Source organism: Paraburkholderia caribensis, assembly GCF_002902945.1.
GTDB lineage: Bacteria > Pseudomonadota > Gammaproteobacteria > Burkholderiales > Burkholderiaceae > Paraburkholderia > Paraburkholderia caribensis.
Map to the genome: position 1 here is coordinate 2,819,365 of NZ_CP026101.1, position 21,145 is coordinate 2,840,509.

Below are 21,145 nucleotides of genomic sequence, written 5' to 3' on the forward strand. Positions count from 1 at the left end.
TGTTCCATCGCGCGCGTATTCGATTCATTTCGATCGATCGACCTTGCGTGGCGGGCAACGAATGCCCGCCGACGGCAAGGCGGGTCGATCAGATCTGCACCATCTCGAAGTCTTCCTTGCGCGCGCCGCACTCGGGACAGGTCCAATTGATGGGAACATCTTCCCAGCGCGTGCCCGGCGCGATTCCTTCCTCTGGCAGACCGGCTTCTTCGTCGTAAATCCAGCCGCAGATCAGGCACATCCAGCTCTTATATTCCATTCTTGAGTCGCGTCGAAAAGTCCGGGGAAACGGGAGCCATGATGGTACCGTGTTGCCGCCTCGATGCCTAGCGGATGCGGGGTCCGAGCGGTGGTCCGCGACGCTTTGCGGCGTTATGTGTGACGGGACCCGCCGGCGGATGCGAAAAAATGCCTTACACGCGTATAAGGCCGCATAATTGAGCCGTCTGTGTGGGCCGCGCGGGCGCGTCGTGCGCCGGTTGTGACCCACGAACATTTCGCTCATCGACCACAAAAATTTCATGGCCAGCAACACCCCTCCGATCGTTCTCACCTTCGGCCTGTCGGACCCGACAGGCGGCGCCGGATTGCAAGCCGACCTGATGACGCTTGCCAGCATGGGTTGCCACGGCGTGTCCGTGCTGACCGGCTACACGGTGCGCGACTCGGCGAGCTGCGACGAGGTCACCGGACTCGACCCCGAAGCCGTCGCGACCCAGGCGAGGATGCTGCTAGAGGACATGCCCATCGCCGCCTTCAAGGTCGGCGCCGCCACGCGGGCGGAAGTGGTCAGCGCGATCGCCGAGGTGGTCGCCGATTACGACGACATCCCGCTCATCCTCGCGCCCGACTTCACGCTCGACGACGAACATGTCCTCGCCGCCGACGAACTGCGTGAAGCCATCGCCGATCTGCTCGCGCCGCAAACCACGCTGCTGGTCGCGGACACGACCGCCCTGCTCGCGCTCGCGCAGCCGGACGGCGATGCCGAAGCGCCGAGTCTCGACGCCGCGATCTCACATCTGCTGTCGCAAGGTTGCGAATACATCCTGTCGACGGAAACGGGCACACATCGGCTCGTCAACACGCTGTTCAGCGAAGACGGCCAGTTGCGGCAGGACATGTGGGACCGTGGACAACAGCGGATCATGGGCATCACCGATACGCTCGGCGCCGCGATTGCCGCGCTGCTGGCCAACGGCCAGGAACCGGCCGAGGCGGTCCGCGAAGCGCAGGAGTATCTGTTCCAGGCAATGCAGGCCGCCTTTCGGCCGGGGATGGGAGCATATCTCCCGGATCGTTTCTTCTGGGCAAGAAGCAGCGAAGACGAGGTGCCGCTGGGCGGCGGGACGGATACGACGCCGGGTGAGGCGCGGCATTGATCCCGCGGCGCACGCAAGGCCGCGAAGGGGCGTGAGAATGACTCCAGTCAAGCGCCAATTCGCAAATCAAGTATTTCAGTCGTAATTATCTGTTACAGCAATCTTATTTTTTAGATACTACAATTACGGATTGTAATTATTACCACTGTCTGATGAGACCTCTTCGCCGCCAGTCGACGAGGCAGCCTCAACGGCAGACCGTCGATCCCCTGACGGAACCTCCGGACAATCCGAATTGGAAGACCTTCCTCCCAGTGCTGCGGCCGCCGTTTCCGAGCCGCGTGCCTGCTGCACCCAAAGCAGCGCGCCAAGTGGCCGCGTCGCTCGCGACGAGCAGGACGGCCGCGCGTGCGTCGAACGTATTCAGCCTTTTGTACAACGTTTCAACGGCACCATCACCGGCCGCGACCGCGCCTCGATGCTTGGGCACAGGCCCGTTACCGTGTGGCTCACGGGCTTGTCGGGCGCGGGCAAATCGACGATCGCGTTCCGGCTCGAGCGCGAACTGATGTCGATGGGACACGCGTGCTACGTGCTCGATGGCGACAACGTCCGCCACGGCCTGACAAGCGATCTCAGCTTTTCGAAAGAAGACCGGCGAGAAAACATCCGCCGGGTCGCGCACGTCGCGCAATTGATGAACGACGCGGGGCTGATCGTGATCGCCGCGTTGATCTCGCCGATGTTCGAAGACAGGGCAATGGCCCGCGGCATCATTGGAACCGACAGGTTTGTCGAGACTTATGTGTCCGCTTCAGCAAACGATTGCGCGAAGCGTGATCCCAAAGGGCTGTACGCGAAGGCCCAGGCGGGAACCATCAATTCGTTCACCGGCGTGTCGGCACCGTATGAACCACCGCCGCACCCCGATTTGCTTATCGATACCACCACGCTGACCGAAACGGATAGCGTGTCGCGCGTGCTCGATCATTTGCGCCAGCACTTTCTGCTGCAACGCTGAACGCTTCGCCTGCATGCCCGTTAGCCAAACCTGAAGCACCAAAAGAAAAACCCGCATTGCTGCGGGTTTTTCTTTTGGCATGAGAAGCGCACCTCGCGGCGCGCCTCTCACATGCATTCCAGTTACCTGGAAATTACATGTCCATGCCCATGCCGCCCATGCCGCCGGGCATGCCGCCAGGCATCGGTGCATCTTCCTTCGGCAGTTCGCAGACAGCTGCGTCCGTCGTCAGCAGCAGGCCAGCAACCGAAGCTGCGTTCTGCAGTGCCGTACGCGTCACCTTGGTCGGGTCGACGACACCAGCTTCCACCAGGTCACCGTACTCGCCCGTTGCCGCGTTGTAGCCGTAGTTGCCCTTGCCTGCTGCAACTGCTGCCACCACGACGCTGGCTTCTTCGCCGCCGTTCGTGACGATCTGGCGCAGCGGCTCTTCCATTGCGCGCAGAACGATCTTGATACCTGCGTCCTGGTCAGCGTTGTCGCCCTTCACGCCAGCGATTGCGCTGCGTGCACGGATCAGTGCAACACCGCCGCCAGCCACGATGCCTTCTTCCACAGCTGCGCGCGTTGCGTGCAGTGCGTCTTCGACACGTGCCTTCTTTTCCTTCATTTCGACTTCGGTCGCTGCGCCAACCTTGATCACTGCAACGCCGCCAGCCAGCTTGGCCACGCGCTCTTGCAGCTTTTCACGGTCGTAGTCCGACGTCGCTTCTTCGATTTGCGTGCGAACCTGCTTCACGCGCGCTTCGATGCTTGCTGCTTCGCCAGCGCCGTCGATGATCGTCGTGTTTTCCTTGCCCACTTCGATACGCTTCGCTTGACCCAGTTCGTTCAGCGTTGCCTTTTCGAGCGTCAGGCCGGTTTCTTCAGCGATGACCTGACCACCCGTCAGGATCGCGATGTCTTCCAGCATTGCCTTGCGACGGTCGCCGAAGCCCGGAGCCTTGACAGCCACCGTCTTCAGGATGCCGCGGATGTTGTTGACGACCAGCGTAGCCAGTGCTTCGCCTTCGACGTCTTCAGCGATGATCAGCAGCGGACGGCCAGCCTTCGCGACTTGCTCCAGAACCGGCAGCAGATCACGGATGTTCGACACCTTCTTGTCGTGCAGCAGCACGAACGGGTTGTCGAGGACAGCGACTTGCTTGTCCGGATTGTTGATGAAGTACGGCGACAGGTAGCCGCGGTCGAATTGCATGCCTTCGACAACGTCCAGCTCGTCTTGCAGCGACTTGCCGTCTTCGACGGTGATGACGCCTTCCTTGCCGACCTTGTCCATGGCTTCAGCGATGCGATCGCCGATCGACGTGTCGCTGTTCGCCGAAATCGCGCCAACCTGTGCGATTTCCTTGTTGGTCGTGCAGGGCTTGCTGATCTTGCGCAGCTCTTCGATTGCTGCTGCGACTGCACGGTCGATACCGCGCTTCAGGTCCATCGGGTTCATGCCCGATGCGACGTACTTCATGCCTTCGCGAACGATCGACTGGGCCAGAACCGTTGCCGTCGTCGTACCGTCACCGGCGTTGTCGCTGGTCTTGGAAGCGACTTCCTTGACCATTTGCGCGCCCATGTTCTGGAGCTTGTCCTTCAGCTCGATTTCCTTCGCGACCGAGACACCGTCCTTGGTGACCGTCGGGCCGCCGAAGCTGCGTTCGAGAACAACGTTACGGCCCTTCGGACCCAGCGTGACCTTCACTGCGTTGGCGAGAATATTCACGCCTTCAACCATCTTGGCACGGGCGGAATCGCCGAACACGACGTCTTTAGCTGCCATCTTCTAACTCCTTGAATTCTTGAGAATGAACCGGGACAAGTGATTACTTGTTGACAACGGCCATGATGTCTTCTTCGCGCATCACCAGCAGTTCGTTGCCGTCGACCTTGACGGTCTGGCCTGCGTACTTGCCGAACAGAACGCGATCGCCGACCTTGACGTCGAGCGCGATCAGGCCGCCCTTGTCGTCACGCTTGCCCGGGCCGACTGCCAGGATTTCGCCTTGATCCGGCTTTTCTGCTGCGGCTTCGGGGATCACGATGCCCGACGCGGTCTTGGTTTCCTGATCCAGACGCTTGACGATCACGCGATCATGCAAAGGACGAAGGTTCATGGATAGATCCTCTCTTGATTGGGACTGAAGAACGCTGAGGTATGCCGGCTGGCGCCGCCAACCAGCGGAGTTGTTAGCACTCTCGTGCGGTGAGTGCTAATTATATGGACGAGGGATTACAAATTCAAGAAGAGACGGAGGAAGACAGAATGATATCGCCCATGCGTCGGTCGGCGCGGTTCGCCGCCGACTTCGAAAAGGTCGGCAAGACAAAAATAACTCATTACAAACAATGACTTACTGATATGCAGTAGCTTGTGAGCACGGCGGGAAAGGCTCCGGGATGCCGCACTCCTCTCCAGATAGCGGCGTCTAGGTGAAATCCCGTAAGCGCCCGTCGTTCGGGGCCTGACGCATTCTCACCGCCCGATCCCGTCCCCACACGTCGAAGCCAAGACCTGCGTTTTGCGCCGCGAGTCCCGTTCGCCGGTGGCGCGCCGATGCAAGCAACGTGACCGTGCAAATCGGCCAACAAGCCGGTGTCTGAAAAGCCCCGCATCCCGCTTCCGAATACTGTGCGATGACGCACAGGTATATCGGACCGCAATCGATAAGATCGACCCGAAATCGTAGATATCCGAATTAAACGGCGCGAAAGGCGGGCGTCCGTTTTCGGCTGTCATATGAACGCCAGACATCGTCACGATACGGCTCGGAACCCCGTTTCCCGATGGAACCGGATGCAGCCGGATACAGCCGGATACAGCCATTAAAGGTTGAATGATGACCAACGCCATCCATGCCGTCCGTCAGTTTCAGCCCTTCCTGGAGTATCTGCGGGAAGGAAAGCAAAGCCGCGCAGCGAGCACGCACGTCGAAAAGGCCGATCTGATGACGATCGAGCCGTCCAGTCACGTCGTGATCTCGCGGGAAGGCCGACAGCGGCTGGCGGCCGAGAGTCAGACCGCGCAGCCGTTCGATTGGGAAATATAGGATTGATTGCGCCGCGTCTATGCGTCGCGGCCGTTTCGCACTTGCCGGGCGGCGACGAGCAGACCTACCGCGCCGCGCAGTTCACCCGCGCCCTCACTTCGTGGTCACCGACGCAACGGGCGAACCGCTTCCCCCGTCCGGGGCGTGCATGGCGCTCGTCTGCGCATCGCCGCCATCGCGGGCTGGCGCCACCCAGGCGGCGGGCGCCGCATTGTTCGCTGACGGACGGGCGGCGCTGTCCGTTGGCGTGCCCGGCGGCAAGGGTGGAAGCGTCGGCAATCCCGTCGGCAGTCTCGTCGGCGCACTGTTGACAACGACGGGCGGCGGTTTGCGCGGCGCGGGTGCGGCTTTATCGCCTAGCGGCTTCCATCCTGTCGAAAGAACCGCCCGCTGAAGCAGAGCCTGAGCCTCCACGCTGCCGGCATCGATCGCCAGCGCCTGGTTGGAGAGTTTGAATACACAACTCCATATCTTGTCGTTTGCGCAGCTGTTCGCCACGCCTATCGCAACGTCCCGCTGGTTTTCCCGATCCTTGACGTCGCGTTGCATCCGCAATGCGTCAGGGTTGCCGGGTGCCAGCAACAGCGCGTCCGCCACGGCTGCTTTCGCCTGCGTCAGATCGTTTCGCGCGAAACCTGCCCTTGCGTCGCTCAACGCATCGGAGATCGTCCGATGCGACTGCGCGCCGCCCGGCGCGCGAGATGTGACTGGCTGCGCGATCCTGTCGACGGTGGCTTGGCCGTTGACGTCCGTCGAAGACACACTCTCTTTCGACGGCGGCAGGTACTGAGGTATCGGGCTGCTCGGAGCGTCCGCGCCTGCCGACAGTTCGCCGCCCTCGGTGTTGCGCGTATGGCCGTGCCCAAGCCACAGATAGCCGACCACGCCGAGCAGAACCAGGCCTGCCAGCGGTATCGCGCCCCGCGTAACGACCCAGCGATACACAGCTTGTGGCAGCGACGCGGGCACCACGTCCGGCGAAAATTCCGTCTCCCCTGCCCCTTGCCACACGACGTTCGGCGCAGCACATTCCGTCGGGTCGTCGACGACTGCGGGTGCCCGGCGAGTGTGCGCGGGGACAGCCCTCAATTGCGCCTGTGCACGCTTTGGCCGGTCGGCCTCGAGCGGGCGACTCACGCCGCAGTAGGGGCAGAAGTTGACATACTGGTACAGCACGCCGCCACACGTGGTGCACGGCGTCGGAAATCTCAAGGCGGGCGTCGTTTCGGCAGACATGCTTGAACCCCAACCAATTGTGCGCGATGCCATTTCGGCAGACTCGGCGTCGAACTGAAGACAGACCACAGAGTGAGCGGAACTCGCCATCCGCTTTCGCGGGAAAGCGGACAGCCCGGCCGCAGGGCCGGTAACTGCGCAACAGAGTGCTTTATCGCATGTCGTATCGGGCGACGGTGTTAGCTATCGCACATACGTTACGAACTTATAGAAGAGGACGAATCTTGCTCGGGACTTTTCATCGCCCTATGTGGCGCAAGACGCTTTGCAGAAGAACCATCGCACCCGGCAAATGAAAAACGGCTGCCCCAAAAAAAACATGGCGGCCTTCCCGTCACAGAAGGTCGCCATGCTGCGCAGACGCCGGATCAATCGACAACAGAACGACGTATCGGCGTCCGCGTCACCGGGTGAGAACAGAAACTAGGTCAACGCATCAAACCCCACTATCCACCCGCACGCCGGCGCGAATCGGCTCGACGACCACATGGCTCTCTTTCGGCAGCGCCCATTCCAGCCACCGCGCGCGATGCAGCACCACGAGCCCGAACGCCAGCGCCGCCAGCACGCCGAACGTCGCGAAGCCCATCTGATAGCTGCCCGTACCCTCCTTCGCGATGCCCATGATCACAGGCAGATAAAACCCGCCGATACCCCCCGCCGCACCGACGATCCCCGACATCAAGCCCGTCTTGCCCTTCCAGCGCTGCGGCACCAGTTGAAACGTCGCGCCGTTGCCCAAGCCGAAGCACACATACATCGCGATCAGCAACGCAATGCCAGCCGCCATCGGCGGCATCCATGCCGCGAACAGGAAGTCGCACAGCGAAATCGCCGCGAGCAGAATCACCAGCGCACGCACACCCGAAATACGATCCGCGACCAGACCGCCGACAGGACGCACGAGCGCGCCAATACAAGCCAGCAGCGACATGAAGAGCCCGGCTTCGAGACGCGGCATCTGATACAGCGAAATCAGCAGCGTCGTCACATACGACGACATGCCGACGAAACCACCAAACGTAATGCTATAGACCAGCATCACCACCCACGTATCGCCCTCGACGAGCACGCTGCGATAGTGCTTCGGCAGCACCGCGATCGCGAGCAGCGCGCCGAGCACGGGCAGCAGCAGCACGCCCGTCTTGCCCGCGCCGAACACGCCCGCATGCACGGCAACCACCAGCGCGACGAGACCCACCAGCGTCACGATGAAACTGCGCATCGCCCGCACGCCGCTACCCGACTTCTGTCCCAGATCCTTCGCCCAGAAGAACAGCGCGATAGCGGCAAGACCCAGGAGCGGCAGCGCTGCGCCCGCAGCCTTTGCCCAGCCGAACTGATCGGCGAGCGCGGGGAACATGAAACCGTCCAGCACCGCACCGATGTTGCCCGCTGCCGCCAGCCCCAGCACCAGACCCTGCACTTTCGGCGGATAGTTGCTGCCCGCCATCGGCAGCGCAACGGCGAAGCTCGCGCCGCCGACACCGAGAAACACGCCCAGAATCAGCAGCAGCGTGTACGACGGCGTGCCCGGCATCAGCAGCAGCACGACGGAAGGAATCGCCGACAGCGCGATGCCCATCAGCGCAACGCGTCGTCCGTCGCAAGCCTGATAGAGATTGCCGAGCGTCACGCGCAGGATTGCCGCGCCGAGCACGGGCACCGCGACGAGGAAGCCCAGTTCCGCGGGCGACATCGCGATGTCCTTGTGAATGAACGGCGCGAGCGGCCCGAACATCACCCAGACGGTGAAGCCGGTATCGAAGTAGAGGAAGCACGCAAGCAGCGCGCGCCAGTTACCGCTCGCAAGCGAATTCAGCAGGTTTTTCATGGGTCTCTCTCATTGAACGAAAACAGGGCTGATGCGTGAGGTCGAGCTAAGAACTAGGGGACAGCACGTTCGGTGGCGCGGGGCCGCGCAGACTGCGCGACGTGATGCGCCGGTGTTCGGGGCGCGCCGCGCCGCGACGATGGGTTGTCGCCGTCGCGATCGACGACGCTGTAGATCAGCGTGTCCATCTCCTTGATGATGTCGGCGAGCACCGTCGTGATGACGGCGAACTCGCGGCCATACGAGCCCGCGCGCGCCGCCGAAATGCGCGCATTCAACGCGACGATATTTGCCTGCATCGAGATGCTCGACAGCTGTTCCGCGATCGCGGCCTGACGGCGCTGCGTTGCCGCCTCGATGCCGCGCATCTCGTTCTGGTACGCAAGCGTGATGTCCTGCAGCAGTTCGAGCAGCGGCGTCGCCTGCGCGACGAGGGCATCGACATGCTCGCGCGCCATCTCGTCATTCGCCTCGACGCGCGCGACCGTTTCGTCCGTCAGCGCGATGAAGCGCTGCACGCGCTCATCCGCCTTGCGCGTGCCGTAATAAAGCTGCTGTAGCGCTTCCGAGAACACGCCGGGCAAATGATCATTGCCATTCACGAGCACGCGATGCGTCGCCGCAAACGTCGCGAGGCATTCGCGCGTGATGGCGAGCGCATTCATGTCGCCATGCGACGCAAGCAACACATGCAGCACGATGCGTTGCGAAAGCATGCGCTGACGGCCCGACAGATTGATCAGTTCGCCGATCGTCTGTCCGGACACTTCACTGCGCTGCGTGGTGATCTGCTCGTTCGTCATGCTGGATCGCGCCGATGCGCGCTTTTCGGTTGCGCAAAAAAAAGCGTCCCGAAGCGCACGCGCGCCGCCCGATCGCATGGATCGAACGCTCCTCGCACGTTGCGTTTCGGGACGCCGTTGCCCCATCGGTCCGCTCGCATTGCGAGCGTCCCTGAAAAAACCGGAATTCGTTGCAGCCGCCATTGGCCACGTGGCGGATAACGCAATAGGTATGCCATCGGCGTGTTTTCGGCCGATGCATGCGTGTCGAAAGGGACTTGACGGTGCGCTGGCGAAGCGCGCAATCGCTTGCTGGACGAGGGTGCGCGTGTTCCTGGATGGTTCGCGCAGTGCCTGCTGCCGTTACGTCCCGCCAATGAAAAAGCGCCCTGTTCAGGGCGCCTGTGCGCGCCTCAACGAAGCGCGCCGATGCTGTGGCGTGGTGCAGCGCACCACAGCCGTGCGCTCTGCGCTAGCGCCGGTCGGACCCGGAGACGACGTCGATCCACACCGCGAGCACGAGAATGCCGCCCTTCACGATCATCTGCCAGTACGAGTCGACGTCGAGCATCGACATGCCGTTATCGAGGCTCGCCATCACCAGCGCGCCGATCAGCGCGCCATACACGGTGCCCGAGCCGCCGCGCATCGAAGTGCCGCCGATAAAGCACGCCGCAATCGCATCGAGCTCCCCCATCGATCCCGCCGATGGCGAGCCCGCCGCCAACCGCGCCGTATTGATGAGGCCGCCGAACGCGCACATCAGCCCCATCAGCGCGAAGATCGCGAGCTTCACGCGGTTCGTGTTGACGCCCGACAGCCGCGTCGCTTCGAGATTCGATCCGACTGCATAGATGCGCCTGCCAAACACGGTTTGCGTCGCGATATACGTGAAGATGCCGAGCAGCGCGAGCAGTAGCAACACGGGCACGGGAATGCCGCCGTAACGGTTGAGCGTCGCGACGAACGCCAGCAGGATCAGGCCTGTCGCGACGATTTTCACGCCGTCCTGCCACAGCGGCACGACGCTCAGGTTGTAGTGCTGGCGCTTCTGCCGTTGCCGCACGGTCAATGCGGCGAGCAGCACGAACAGCACGACAGCGAGCGTGTCGCCCGCAATGCGCGGCAAGTAGCCCTGGCCGATGAAGACGAAGTCGTCGGACACGGGCGCGATCGTCGATCCGCCCGTCACGCCGAGCAGCACGCCGCGATACGCGAGCATGCCGCCCAACCCGACGATGAACGACGGTACACGCAGATACGTCGACCACCAGCCGTTGAAAAGACCGATCGCGACGCCAAGCAGCATCACGACGGGCAACGTTGCCGCGAGCGGCCAGTGATGCGTGACGTTGAGTATCGCCGCGACGCCGCCGAGCAGGCCGAGCAGCGATCCGACGGACAGATCGATCTCGCCCGAGATGATGACGAATACCATCCCGCACGCGAGCATTCCCGTGATCGACATCTGCCGCAACAGATTGGACAGATTGCGCGGCGTGACGAACGCGCCTTCCGTGAGAAACGAAAAGAACACCCAGATGACGGCGACGGCAAGCAGCAACGCAAGCAGCTTGTAGCGCGCGAACAGCTGTTTGACACGCTGTCCCGATGCGAGTGATGCGCCGTGTTTTGCGTGGCTATCGGAAGAAGTGAGATCAGGAGTCATGCGACGCTCGCCAGTTGAGTGGGGCCCTTGCCTTTCGTGTCCGCGTGCTTCGGATTCGTCGCGATGGCGGCCGTGAGGATGTGCTCCTGCGTGAGACCGTCATTCACAAAATCGCCGCGCAACTCGCCTTCGCCGATCACGAGCACGCGATCGCTCACGCCGAGCACTTCCGTCAATTCCGACGACACCATGATGATGGACACGCCGCGCTTCGCGAGCGCGAACATCAGCTTGTAGATTTCGAACTTCGCGCCGACATCGACGCCGCGTGTCGGCTCGTCGAGAATCAGCACGGAGGGATCGGTGAGCAGCATGCGCGTGAGCACCGCCTTCTGCTGGTTGCCGCCCGAAAGGCTCGCAATCGACAGCATCGGCGACGCCGCGCGCACCGACAGCCGCTTCATTTCCGAGTTGATCGTGTCGAGTTCGGAAGCAGTATCGATGCGCCCGCCTTTCGCGAAGCGTTGCAGCACGGCGAGCGTGATGTTGTGGCCGACGCCCAGCTGCGGCACGATGCCGTGACGCTTGCGGTCTTCCGGCACCATCGCGATGCCCGCCGCGATGGCATCGGCGGGTGCGCGAATTTTCAGACGCTTGCCGCCCATCCATACTTCGGCTTCGCTCACGCCCGGATAGGCGCAGAAAATCGCCTGCATCAACTCCGTGCGTCCCGCACCGACCAGTCCTGCGACGCCGAGTATTTCACCCTTGCGCAACGCGAACGACACATCGTCGACACGCTTGCGGTTCGTATTGGTCACGTCATAGCAGCTGACATTGCGCGCCTCGAAGATCACGTCGCCGATCTCATGCGGTTCGCGCGGAAACAGATTCGTGATCTCGCGTCCGACCATCATCGCGATGATGCGATCGGTAGTGAGTTGCTTCATCGGTTGCGTGCCGACGTGCTTGCCGTCGCGTATCACCGTAATTGTGTCGCACACCGCTTCCACTTCATCGAGCTTGTGCGAGATGTACACGCAAGCCACGCCGCGCTTTTTCAGATCGCGCACGATGTCGAGCAGAATCTTCGTTTCCGCAGCCGTCAGCGACGAAGAGGGCTCGTCGAGTATCAGCAATCGCGCCTGCTTGTTGAGCGCTTTGGCGATTTCGATCAGTTGCTGATGCCCGCCGCCGTAGTTCATCACCGGCTGTGCGACGTTGATGCCGGTGATATTCAGTTCGCGCAGCAGTTCGTCGGCGCGCTGATACATCGCCGCGTAATTCATGCGGCCGCCGGGCAGCGTGATTTCGTTGCCGAGGAAAATGTTCTCGGCCACCGACAATTGCGGCACCAGCATCAGTTCCTGGTGAATGATGACGATGCCTGCGCGTTCGGTATCGCGAATGTTTTGCGCGACGAGCGGCTTGCCGTCCCAGAGGATTTCGCCGGTCCACTCGCCATGCGGATAGACGCCGGAGACGATCTTCATCAGCGTCGATTTGCCTGCGCCGTTCTCGCCGCACAGTCCGACGCATTCGCCGGGCGCGACGACGAGATCGATGCCGTCGAGCGCCTTCACCCCGGCAAACGATTTGGCGATGCCGCGCAATTCCAGAAGCGCTTGTGCCATGCGTGATGTCCTGGATGGATGAAAGATGCGCGAGCGCTTCTGTTTGTAACGATCAGAAGCGCCCGTGCCCGCTATCAGTTGCCAGCCAGTTGCGCCTGCGTATAGAAGCCGTCCTTGATCACGACATCGACGTTGCTCTTGGTGAGCAGCGTGGGTTGCAGCAGCACGGTATCGACCTGCTTCTTGCCGTTGTCGTACTTCGCGTTGTATGCGGGCTTGTCGCCCTTCGCGAGATCGACGGCGAGCTTGGCCGCTTCGCCTGCGATCAGCTTCAGCGGCTTGTAGACGGTCATGGTCTGCGTGCCTGCGATCACGCGCTTCACAGCCGCAAGGTCCGCATCCTGGCCGGACACGGGCACCTTGCCTGCCATCTTCTGTGCGGCGAGTGCCTGGATCGCGCCGCCTGCCGTGCCGTCGTTCGACGCGACGATCGCATCGATCTTGTTGTTGTTCGCGGTCAGTGCGTCTTCCGTGATGCGCAGCGCGGTCGCCGCGCTCCATTCGGGGACCCACTGCTGGCCGACGATCTTCACGTCGCCGCGATCGATGGCGGGCTTGAGCACCTTCAACTGCCCTTCGCGCAGCATCTTCGCGTTGTTGTCGGTCGGCGCGCCGCCGAGCAGGAAGTAGTTGCCTTTGGGCTGCGCGTTAAATACGCCTTGCGCCTGAAGTTCACCAACCTTCTCGTTGTCGAACGAGATATAGGCATCGACGTCGGCATCGAGAATCAGCCGGTCATACGACACGACCTTGATGCCGGCCTTGTGCGCTTCGGCGACGACATTGCCCAGGGTCTTCGAATTGAACGGCACGATCACGATTACGTCGACGCCGCGCGAGATCAGGTTCTCGATCTGCGAGATTTGCCGAGCTTCGCTCGCGTCTGCGGATTGCACGGAGACTTTCGCGCCGAGCTTGGTCGCTGCGGCGACGAAATAGTCGCGATCGCGCGACCAGCGCTCGACGCGCAGGTCGTCGATACAGAAGCCGATTTCGGGCTTGTCCTTGCTCGCATGTGCGAGCGGGGCAACCATCGTCAGGCCGGCGGCCATTGCGGCGCAAACGAGGGAACTCAATACGGAACGACGCATTGCAGATTTCATGTCTCACTCCATTTAGGGTTGCGTGCAGTTTCGAATGCGAGAGAGTCGAACCGCCGTCTTAACCTCAGGGTGCGCTGCGAATACCTGTTCGCAGCGTCAATTTTGGAAGCTGCCCCATTTTTGTTCGCACGACAGCGTGTGCCGTGCGCGCCGGCGGAGCAATTGCGAAATCTACCGGCGCTGCTAACGTTTTTTCGTGCCTTTGCTTTGCCTATTTGGCGGATGAGTAGATTGCCTGATTGACGATGTTCTCCAGACGCTCTTGCTGTCCGCTGACATGACGCGGCGCGATGTTTCGCTGCACCGCATCGCTTGCCAGCGATTCGAGCGAATAGCCGCCCGCCAGCACCTTACGGCCGAAATCGCTGTCCCAGCCCGCATAGCGTTGCTGCTTGAACGCGCCCAGGCGGTCGTTCTCGACGAGATGAGCGGCACGCTCCAGCGCGACGGCGATCACGTCGATAGCACCGATATGGCCGTGCACCAGGTCTTCGGGATCGATACTCTGGCGGCGGACCTTGGCATCGAAATTCATGCCGCCCGTCTCAAAGCCGCCGTTGCGGAGGATCTCGTAGAACGCGAGCGTGAGTTCTTCCACACTATTTGGGAACTGGTCTGTATCCCAGCCGTTTTGCGCGTCGCCGCGATTCGCGTCGATGCTGCCGAAGACGCCGAGCGCGAATGCATTGGCGATTTCGTGGTGAAACGAATGACCGGCGAGCGTCGCGTGATTGGCTTCGATGTTCACGCGGATTTCGTCCTGCAAGCCGAATTGCGTGAGAAAGCCGTGGACTGTCGCGACGTCGTAGTCGTATTGATGCTTGGTCGGTTCTTGCGGTTTCGGCTCGATCAGCAGCGCGCCCTTGAAGCCCAGTTTGTGTTTGTGCTCGACGACCATGCTCATGAAGCGGCCGAGTTGCTCGCGCTCGCGTTTCAGGTCGGTGTTGAGCAGGGTTTCGTAGCCTTCGCGGCCGCCCCACAGCACGTAGTTCTCGCCGTTCAGGCGCTGGGTTGCTTCGAGCGCGTTGAGTACCTGGGTTGCGGCGAAGGCGAACACATCCGGGTTCGGATTGGTGGCTGCGCCCGCTGCGTAGCGTGGATGCGAGAAAAGGTTTGCGGTGCCCCACAGCAGCTTGACGCCCGTTTGCTCCTGCTTACGCGCGAGCACGTCCGTCATTGTCTTGAAGTTGTTCACGTAGCTTTTGATGCTGTCGCCTTCGGGGGCTACGTCGGCGTCATGGAACGTGTAGAACGGGGTGCCGAGTTTCTGGAACAGTTCGAACGCGTTATCGGCCTTGGCATGTGCCATTTCTAGCGGATCGCCCGAGCGATGCCATGGACGCTCGAATGTGCCTGGTCCGAACATGTCTGCGCCGGGCCACACGAACGTATGCCAGTAGCAGACGGCCAGACGCAGATGGTCTTCCATGCGCTTGCCGAGCACCAGTTTGTCCTTGTCGTAATGGCGATAGGCGAACGGGTTGTCCGTGTGCGGACCCTCGTAGCGGACGGCGGGCAAATGTTCGAAGTAAGGCATGCGCGTCTCCTTTTGTGTTTTCCATTGAATGCCAGTGCTGCTGGCTTGATGTGACGTCATGCTGACGCGTGCTCGTTTTCGCGGCAATTGCGAAATTCGCCAGCGGGAGTGGTGATTCTTGGTAGTGGCTGGCGCCACGGGGTGGGGGGGCCTAGAATTGGCGCGATGGGTTTGGGTCTGGTTTGGTTTTTGGTTTTGGTTTGGTTTGCCAGGGTTTTCACTGGCATCCGCGAATTGTTAGCGTGCTTCAGGCGTCGCCCCTGTGCGGGGCGGCACCTACTTTTCTTTGCCGCCGCAAAGAAAAGTAGGCAAAAGAAAGCGGCTCACACCGCCAGCAATTGTTCTTGCCTGAGGGCCCCCACAGGTTCTTATGCTTCACACGGCAACTTGCTTATTCATGCCCGTTGCAAACGCTTCGAATGAACGCATCACCCGCTTCGAATACCCGTACCCGGGCAAGCGACAGCGAACGGTATGGGCCGCCCAGGTGGCAAACTGTGTGTAGGTTGTCGCACCGCAAAACTCGCTGTTCTTGCAAGAGACACCGCCCCTGCTTTTCAGTCCGGAGTGGTGCGTGTATGGTGAGAAAGCCTACACACAGTTTGCCACCTGGGCGGCGGGAGACTGTCTGGTACGGCGTGCTGTGACGGGGGAATATGGAGTGGGTGAGGCGTACGGAGAGAGCGTTGGCAACGCACGTGAACAGGTGCATTGCCGCGTGAAGGATGGGGACGTTGGGGGCCCGTGGACAAGAACATGGGCTGGCGGTATGAGCCGCTTTCTTTTGCCTACTTTTCTTTGCGGCGGCAAAGAAAAGTAGGTGCCGCCCCGCACAGGGGCGACGCATGAAGCACGCTAACGTAACGCGGATGCCAGCGAAAGCAAAACCAAATCGCGGACGCCCGCAAACCTTCACCGCACGGAGAGCAAATGCCCCCCACAACACATCGAATCGCATTACTCTTCAATGCAAACAAAGTCTACGACCGCGAGATCATCACAGGCATCGGCAACTACCTGCTTTCAACGCGCGTCGCCTGGGACCTCTTCCTCGAGGAAGACTTCCGCGCACGCCTGAACGGCATAGAACGCTTCGAAGGCGACGGCTTCATCGCCGATTTCGATGACCCAGCTGTCTGCGAAGCGCTCGCCGATTCCCCCTTGCCTGTGGTCGCCGTAGGCGGCTCATACGAAGACGCATCGAAGTACCCGCCGAATCTCCCCTACATAGCGACCGACAACATGCAACTCATGTCGCTGGCGTTCAAACATCTGATCGGCGCCGGACTGCAGCGCTTCGCCCTCTACAGCCTGCCCGAATCCCCAACCAACCGCTGGGCGCAAGAACGCGAACTCGCCTTCAACACGCTGCTGAAAGCAGATGGCATGGAAGGCGACGTGCATCGCGGCCTGCCGACCAGCGCCCCCGTCTGGCACCAGGCCAGCGAGCAACTCACCCAATGGCTGCAAAGCCTGCCCAAGCCCGTCGGCATCATCGCAGTAACAGACGCCCGCGCGCGCCAGGTACTACAGGCTTGCCTGATCAGCGGCATCGCCGTGCCCGAACAGGTCGCGATCATCGGCATCGACAACGATCCGCTCACGCGCTCGCTCACCCGCATTCCGCTTTCATCCGTCATTCAGGGCACCGAGGAAATGGGGCGCACAGCCGCACACCTTCTGCATCAGATGCTAGGCGGCGCACGCTTCGCAGGCCGTCGCATACTCGTGCCCCCCGTCGGCATCAACGTATGCGAATCGACCAGGCACGAGCCGCTCGCAAGTCCCTACGTAATGCGGGCGCGTCACTACATCCGGCAATACGCCTGCCAGGGCATCAAGACAGAACAGGTCGCCGATTACGTGGGCGTGTCGCGTTCGTCGCTAGAAGACTATTTCCGGCGCGAACTCGGCTGCACCGTGCACCAGGAAATCCTCAAGCACAAGCTCGATGTCGCCAAGCAACTGCTCGCGCAGCAGGACATGTCGAGCGCGGAAGTCGCGATACGCTGCGGCTTCACGTCGTTGCAGTACATGTATGCCGTGTTCCGGCGCGAACTCGACTGCACACCGCGCGAGTATCAGGAACGCATGCAAGCCGCCGCGCAATCGACTCACAATGCGCCATCCGCATAAATGCCTTAATCTGGTTCGATCCGCGACCGATATGAATTTCGCCGACATGCACAGCACCGACACCTCTCTCTCATCCAGCGTCCAGGTCGATCGCTGGGGCACGTTGCCCGGTCTCGGCGACATTCGTCTGTTCACGCTGCGCAACGCGCACGGCATGCGCGCCACCGTCAGCGATCTCGGCGCGACACTCGTCTCGTGGCATGCGCCCGACCGCGCGGGCCGCGTCGCCGATGTCCTGCTTGGCCACAGCACGCCCGCGGAGTATCTGGCGAGCCGCTGGTTCTTCGGCTCGACCATCGGCCGCTGGGCGAACCGTATTGCGCAAGCGCGCTTCACGCTGGACGGCGTCGTCTATCAGCTCGACCGCAACGACGGCAACAACCTGCTGCACGGCGGTATCAACGGATTTCACAAGGCGCTGTGGCAGGCGCGCGAAGTGGACGGCGCACTGCTGCTGTCGCACGAATCGCCCGAAGGCGATGCAGGTTTTCCCGGCGCGGTCACGGCAACCGTACGCTATGCGCTCGACGACGACGGCGCGCTAACGATCGACTACGACGCCACCGCCGATGCGCCCACGCCCATCAGCCTCACCAATCACGCGTACTTCAATCTGTCGGGCGACGCGCTCGCCGATGCGCCCGATATTCGCGGCCATGTGATCGCGATCGATGCCGACGCATTTTTCGCCGTCGACGACGCGATGATCCCCATCGAACGAAAAGATGTGGCAGGCAGCGTGTTCGACTTTCGCGCGGGCGCACCGATTGGCGCGCGCCTCGACTGGCCGGATGCGCAACTCGCGCGCGCAGGCGGCTTCGATCATTGCTACGTGCTGCGCGACGGCAGCGCTGCGCTACGCACGGCAGCGACGCTCTACGATCCCGGCAGCGGCCGCCAGCTGACCGTGTCGACCGACGCGAAGGGCATGCAGTTCTATACGGGCAACTTTCTCGCGGAGGTCGCGGGACGCAACGGCAAGACATACGGCAAGCACGCGGCACTGTGCCTCGAAACAGGCGCGTTTCCGAATCAGATCAACATGCCGGACGCCGAACAGGTCGTGCTGCGACCTGGCGAACGTTATCGCCATACCACCGTCTACCGGCTCGGCGTGCGTTGAGCACGCCCAGCGGTATAGCTTCCATATTCCTTACGTAATCTGTCGAAACATTGCCGCTGTTGTAATTCGCCCCCGATGATTGCGGCATTCATTACGCCGTGAAATCATAGGCAGCCTTTTCTGATCTCAAAGCCAGCCCACTGCGGCGCTCCGTCCAGGGGCAAAGCGGCCAGCCAGCCCACGCCATCGCATCCCCCAGCCGATGGTCATTCCGTCACGAAGCATCACGCGCGTCGCCGGCATCGACGGCTCGACGCGTGCGTGAGCCATTTCGACGACGGTTGCGGTCAGCTGCAACCCTACGCTGTCTTGCCCCTGGAGCGACCTGTGAACACACCCGAAACCGTTGCAATCGATTCCGCCGCGCGCTTCAATGGACCAGGCAAAAGCGCCGGCAATGGCGCGCCGCCCGCCGGATCGCGCCGCATCACGTTCATCCGCTGGCTGCGCAAGGTGCACAGCTGGGTCGGCCTGTGGGGCGCGGCGCTCGGTCTGCTGATGGGCACGAGCGGCTTTTTGCTGAACCATCGCGGCGGTCCGCTGCGCGTATCGACGGGCGAACCGCAGGTCGAGTCGCTGCAGGTGAAGCTGCCGCAGCCCGCACCCGAATCGCCGCGCGATCTCGCCAGGTGGCTCAAGCAGGAGCTGAAAGTGCAAGGCAAGCTGGGCCGCATGCAGAAAGAGCCGTCGCATCCCGTCGCGTGGGGCGATCGCAAGGCTGTTCAGCCGGAACACTGGCAGGTGAGCTTTGCGTCGCCTGGCGAAAATACGCAGGCAGAGTACTGGGTCGGCAATGACTATGTGAGCGTCAAGCGCAGCGCCAACACGTTCCTCGCAGCGCTGACGAACCTGCACAAAGGCGTTGGCCTGAGCGTCGGCTGGGTGCTGGTGATCGACACGTTCGCGGGCGGCGTGATATTGCTGTCGCTCACGGGCGTGCTGCTGTGGACGCAGTTGAACAAACGTCGCACGATCGGTGCGGTGCTTGTGCTCGGGTCGATCGTCGCGGCTATCGTAGCCGGGATGTTCTGACGCGCCGCGTTCGTCGAATACGACAAAGGGCGAAGCACCGCTGTGCATCGCCCTTTTTCTTTGCGGCCTTTAAAGCCGCAACATCTTTAGCGGCGGAATTAGCGGCGGAAAGCCGGCGCGCCCATCGGCGCACCCGTATTGCCGCCGTCGACGACGATCTCGGCCGCTGTCATCCCCGACGCCGCATCCGATGCGAGGAACACAGCCGCCTGCGCCACTTCTTCGGCCAGCGCGAAACGGCCCATCGGGATCATCGGGGAGAGCGCCGTTTCCGTCGCGTCGAGCGTTGCGCCTTCACGGTCGCCGCGCGTCCAGATCGACGTGCGCGTGCCGCCGGGAATGACCGTATTCACGCGGATACCGCGCGTGACGAGTTCGGAAGCGAGCACGCGCGCCATGCCAGAGATCGCCGCCTTCGATGCCGAATACGCCGACGATCCCGGCGCGCCCAGCTGACGCATCACCGAGCCGTTCAGCACGATCGAACCGCCCTCGCCCATCAGCGGCACGGCTGCCTGCACGGTAAGGAACACGGCCGTCACGTTGGTGCGCATGATCGCTTCGAACTTCTGAGCCGTGGTGCTGCCGACAGGCGTCGCACCGCTCACGCCCGCGTTCGCGAACACGATATCGAGCTTGCCGAACTTGTCGGCGATCACTTTCATCACGTCGTCGATGACCGCGGGATCGTCGAGGTCGGCGCGGATCGGGAGCGCGTTCGGGCCCAGCTCGGCCGCCGCTTCGTCGAGCTTCTTCTGGTCGCGGCCCGTGATCGCCACGCGTGCGCCTTGCGCGATCAGGATGCGCGCCGCCGCGAATCCGATGCCGCCGTTGCCGCCCGTGATGAGTGCCGTTTTGTTTGCGAATGACATCTGCGTTTCTCCATGGAGTGAGGTTGGGGGCGGACATCCGCCCGCAGCTGCTTTATAATTGCAACTGCAATCTTAAATTAATGATAGTGACCGCAATCAATAAGTGTCAAGCGGTTTTTCTCACCGGTTTGTTGCGGAAGGTGGATCAGCGATGAAAGTCAGCAAGGAAAAGGCGGCGCAAAACCGCGCGGCCCTTGTCGAAACGGCGGCGCGGCTGTTCCGGGAGCACGGCATCGACGGCGTCGGTGTCGCCGAGATTGGCAAGGCGGCGGGGCTTACGCACGGCGCGCTCTACGCGCACTTCCCGTCGAAGGAGGCGCTCGCGGCGGAAGCGCTTGCGCACGGTCTGCAACTCGGCCACGAGCGCATGACCCGAACGTCCGATGGCCGCGCGCCGAGCCTGAGCGAACTGCTCGATAGTTATTTGTCGGAAGAAAAGCGTGACGACATTGCGAACGGCTGCGCGATGGCGGCGGCGGCGAGCGAGATCGGCCGACAGGACGAGACCATCAGCGCGCGCTACAGCGAGGGCTTTGAACTGATGGCGGCCGTGTTCGAAAAGCACCTGCGCGCGCGCAAGGTGAAGGGCGACCTGCGCGAGAAGGCGATTGCGATTTCATCGACGCTGATTGGCGCGATCGCGGCGTCGCGCGCGGTGTTGAAGGCGCAGCCGGGGCTCGCGAACGACATTCTGCGCGCGGCGCGGCGCGCGGTTGGTGATATGGCGGGGGAGAAAGCCTGAGCCGCGGGCGAAGAACTGCTACAAAAGCGCGACGCAAGCGGTTATCCATGCGCGTCACGCCTTGAACTCGCGAGTGCGATGTCCAATAGTTAAAAGGGAATAAAGAGGACCGCGTGGTAGT

18 protein-coding genes are annotated in these 21,145 nt (G+C 62.0%); 7 read left to right on the plus strand and 11 right to left on the minus strand.

Going from position 1 to position 21,145, the window contains the following annotated elements; translation table 11 throughout:
- Positions 1-88: 88 nt before the first annotated feature.
- A complete protein-coding gene (locus C2L66_RS12510) occupies positions 89-259 on the minus strand; it encodes a rubredoxin (protein ID WP_004186709.1) in 171 nt (56 codons plus the stop codon).
- Between the two features lie 262 nt (positions 260-521).
- Here C2L66_RS12510 and C2L66_RS12515 point away from each other — a divergent pair, with 262 nt between their 5' ends.
- On the plus strand, positions 522-1,382 hold the full coding sequence (locus tag C2L66_RS12515) for a hydroxymethylpyrimidine/phosphomethylpyrimidine kinase (RefSeq protein ID WP_036003164.1): 861 nt from the start codon (positions 522-524) through the stop codon (positions 1,380-1,382).
- Positions 1,383-1,743: 361 nt separating this feature from the next.
- Positions 1,744-2,343 carry an adenylyl-sulfate kinase gene (gene cysC / locus C2L66_RS12520; protein ID WP_060602503.1) on the plus strand — a complete coding sequence of 200 codons (600 nt, stop codon included), beginning with the start codon at positions 1,744-1,746 and terminating at the stop codon, positions 2,341-2,343.
- Between the two features lie 133 nt (positions 2,344-2,476).
- On the opposite strand, the gene groL is transcribed toward cysC, so the two are convergent.
- Complete coding sequence (gene groL / locus C2L66_RS12525) at positions 2,477-4,117, minus strand: chaperonin GroEL (RefSeq protein WP_036003161.1); 1,641 nt, start codon at positions 4,115-4,117, stop codon at positions 2,477-2,479.
- Positions 4,118-4,160: 43 nt separating this feature from the next.
- The gene (locus tag C2L66_RS12530) at positions 4,161-4,451 is read right to left on the minus strand and encodes a co-chaperone GroES (protein WP_036003158.1); all 291 of its coding nucleotides are present in this window, start codon (positions 4,449-4,451) and stop codon (positions 4,161-4,163) included.
- 723 nt (positions 4,452-5,174) lie between these two features.
- Between C2L66_RS12530 and C2L66_RS12535 the strand changes: the two genes are divergently transcribed.
- Entirely contained in the window at positions 5,175-5,384 is a 210-nt protein-coding gene (locus C2L66_RS12535) for a hypothetical protein (RefSeq protein WP_233444915.1), read from the plus strand.
- Between the two features lie 93 nt (positions 5,385-5,477).
- On the opposite strand, the gene C2L66_RS12540 is transcribed toward C2L66_RS12535, so the two are convergent.
- The 7 genes from C2L66_RS12540 to xylA all read right to left on the minus strand — a co-directional run bounded on the left by C2L66_RS12540 (position 5,478) and on the right by xylA (position 15,119).
- Positions 5,478-6,620, minus strand: a complete 1,143-nt coding sequence (locus C2L66_RS12540) for a hypothetical protein (protein ID WP_233444916.1) — start codon at positions 6,618-6,620, stop codon at positions 5,478-5,480.
- A gap of 436 nt (positions 6,621-7,056) precedes the next feature.
- Positions 7,057-8,454: an MFS transporter gene (locus C2L66_RS12545; RefSeq protein WP_060599802.1), complete on the minus strand. Its 1,398-nt coding sequence runs from the start codon at positions 8,452-8,454 to the stop codon at positions 7,057-7,059.
- Between the two features lie 53 nt (positions 8,455-8,507).
- The gene (locus C2L66_RS12550; RefSeq protein ID WP_060602500.1) at positions 8,508-9,257 is read right to left on the minus strand and encodes a methyl-accepting chemotaxis protein; all 750 of its coding nucleotides are present in this window, start codon (positions 9,255-9,257) and stop codon (positions 8,508-8,510) included.
- Positions 9,258-9,708: 451 nt separating this feature from the next.
- On the minus strand, positions 9,709-10,905 hold the full coding sequence (locus C2L66_RS12555; protein WP_054928787.1) for a sugar ABC transporter permease: 1,197 nt from the start codon (positions 10,903-10,905) through the stop codon (positions 9,709-9,711).
- Complete coding sequence (gene xylG, locus C2L66_RS12560) at positions 10,902-12,479, minus strand: D-xylose ABC transporter ATP-binding protein (protein ID WP_060599800.1); 1,578 nt, start codon at positions 12,477-12,479, stop codon at positions 10,902-10,904. Before xylG ends, C2L66_RS12555 begins: the two co-directional genes overlap by 4 nt.
- A 74-nt stretch (positions 12,480-12,553) precedes the next feature.
- The gene (gene xylF / locus C2L66_RS12565; RefSeq protein ID WP_060599798.1) at positions 12,554-13,582 is read right to left on the minus strand and encodes a D-xylose ABC transporter substrate-binding protein; all 1,029 of its coding nucleotides are present in this window, start codon (positions 13,580-13,582) and stop codon (positions 12,554-12,556) included.
- 211 nt (positions 13,583-13,793) lie between these two features.
- Positions 13,794-15,119 carry a xylose isomerase gene (gene xylA / locus C2L66_RS12570; protein ID WP_060602491.1) on the minus strand — a complete coding sequence of 442 codons (1,326 nt, stop codon included), beginning with the start codon at positions 15,117-15,119 and terminating at the stop codon, positions 13,794-13,796.
- A 930-nt stretch (positions 15,120-16,049) separates the two neighbouring features.
- Here xylA and C2L66_RS12575 point away from each other — a divergent pair.
- From C2L66_RS12575 to C2L66_RS12585, 3 genes are all read left to right on the plus strand, one after another.
- Positions 16,050-17,255: a XylR family transcriptional regulator gene (locus tag C2L66_RS12575; protein WP_082670311.1), complete on the plus strand. Its 1,206-nt coding sequence runs from the start codon at positions 16,050-16,052 to the stop codon at positions 17,253-17,255.
- A 31-nt stretch (positions 17,256-17,286) separates the two neighbouring features.
- Positions 17,287-18,378 carry an aldose epimerase family protein gene (locus tag C2L66_RS12580; protein WP_060599795.1) on the plus strand — a complete coding sequence of 364 codons (1,092 nt, stop codon included), beginning with the start codon at positions 17,287-17,289 and terminating at the stop codon, positions 18,376-18,378.
- Between the two features lie 327 nt (positions 18,379-18,705).
- A complete protein-coding gene (locus tag C2L66_RS12585) occupies positions 18,706-19,410 on the plus strand; it encodes a PepSY-associated TM helix domain-containing protein (RefSeq protein ID WP_060602490.1) in 705 nt (234 codons plus the stop codon).
- A gap of 98 nt (positions 19,411-19,508) precedes the next feature.
- On the opposite strand, the gene C2L66_RS12590 is transcribed toward C2L66_RS12585, so the two are convergent.
- A complete protein-coding gene (locus C2L66_RS12590) occupies positions 19,509-20,282 on the minus strand; it encodes an SDR family oxidoreductase (RefSeq protein WP_054928799.1) in 774 nt (257 codons plus the stop codon).
- Positions 20,283-20,433: 151 nt separating this feature from the next.
- On the opposite strand from C2L66_RS12590, the gene C2L66_RS12595 reads away from it, so the two are divergent.
- On the plus strand, positions 20,434-21,024 hold the full coding sequence (locus C2L66_RS12595) for a TetR/AcrR family transcriptional regulator (RefSeq protein ID WP_054928800.1): 591 nt from the start codon (positions 20,434-20,436) through the stop codon (positions 21,022-21,024).
- Positions 21,025-21,145 lie beyond the last annotated feature (121 nt).

Excerpts from the sequence above, each read along its gene's own strand:
- C2L66_RS12510 (WP_004186709.1), bottom strand. The coding sequence starts at position 259 with ATGGAATATAAGAGCTGGATGTGCCTGATCTGCGGCTGGATTTACGAC.
- C2L66_RS12515 (WP_036003164.1), top strand. The coding sequence starts at position 522 with ATGGCCAGCAACACCCCTCCGATCGTTCTCACCTTCGGCCTGTCGGAC.
- groL (WP_036003161.1), bottom strand. The coding sequence starts at position 4,117 with ATGGCAGCTAAAGACGTCGTGTTCGGCGATTCCGCCCGTGCCAAGATG.
- C2L66_RS12530 (WP_036003158.1), bottom strand. The coding sequence starts at position 4,451 with ATGAACCTTCGTCCTTTGCATGATCGCGTGATCGTCAAGCGTCTGGAT.
- C2L66_RS12535 (WP_233444915.1), top strand. The coding sequence starts at position 5,175 with ATGACCAACGCCATCCATGCCGTCCGTCAGTTTCAGCCCTTCCTGGAG.
- C2L66_RS12540 (WP_233444916.1), bottom strand. The coding sequence starts at position 6,620 with ATGTCTGCCGAAACGACGCCCGCCTTGAGATTTCCGACGCCGTGCACC.
- C2L66_RS12545 (WP_060599802.1), bottom strand. The coding sequence starts at position 8,454 with ATGAAAAACCTGCTGAATTCGCTTGCGAGCGGTAACTGGCGCGCGCTG.
- C2L66_RS12550 (WP_060602500.1), bottom strand. The coding sequence starts at position 9,257 with ATGACGAACGAGCAGATCACCACGCAGCGCAGTGAAGTGTCCGGACAG.
- C2L66_RS12555 (WP_054928787.1), bottom strand. The coding sequence starts at position 10,905 with ATGACTCCTGATCTCACTTCTTCCGATAGCCACGCAAAACACGGCGCA.
- xylG (WP_060599800.1), bottom strand. The coding sequence starts at position 12,479 with ATGGCACAAGCGCTTCTGGAATTGCGCGGCATCGCCAAATCGTTTGCC.
- xylF (WP_060599798.1), bottom strand. The coding sequence starts at position 13,582 with ATGAAATCTGCAATGCGTCGTTCCGTATTGAGTTCCCTCGTTTGCGCC.
- xylA (WP_060602491.1), bottom strand. The coding sequence starts at position 15,119 with ATGCCTTACTTCGAACATTTGCCCGCCGTCCGCTACGAGGGTCCGCAC.
- C2L66_RS12575 (WP_082670311.1), top strand. The coding sequence starts at position 16,050 with ATGCCCCCCACAACACATCGAATCGCATTACTCTTCAATGCAAACAAA.
- C2L66_RS12580 (WP_060599795.1), top strand. The coding sequence starts at position 17,287 with ATGAATTTCGCCGACATGCACAGCACCGACACCTCTCTCTCATCCAGC.
- C2L66_RS12590 (WP_054928799.1), bottom strand. The coding sequence starts at position 20,282 with ATGTCATTCGCAAACAAAACGGCACTCATCACGGGCGGCAACGGCGGC.
- C2L66_RS12595 (WP_054928800.1), top strand. The coding sequence starts at position 20,434 with ATGAAAGTCAGCAAGGAAAAGGCGGCGCAAAACCGCGCGGCCCTTGTC.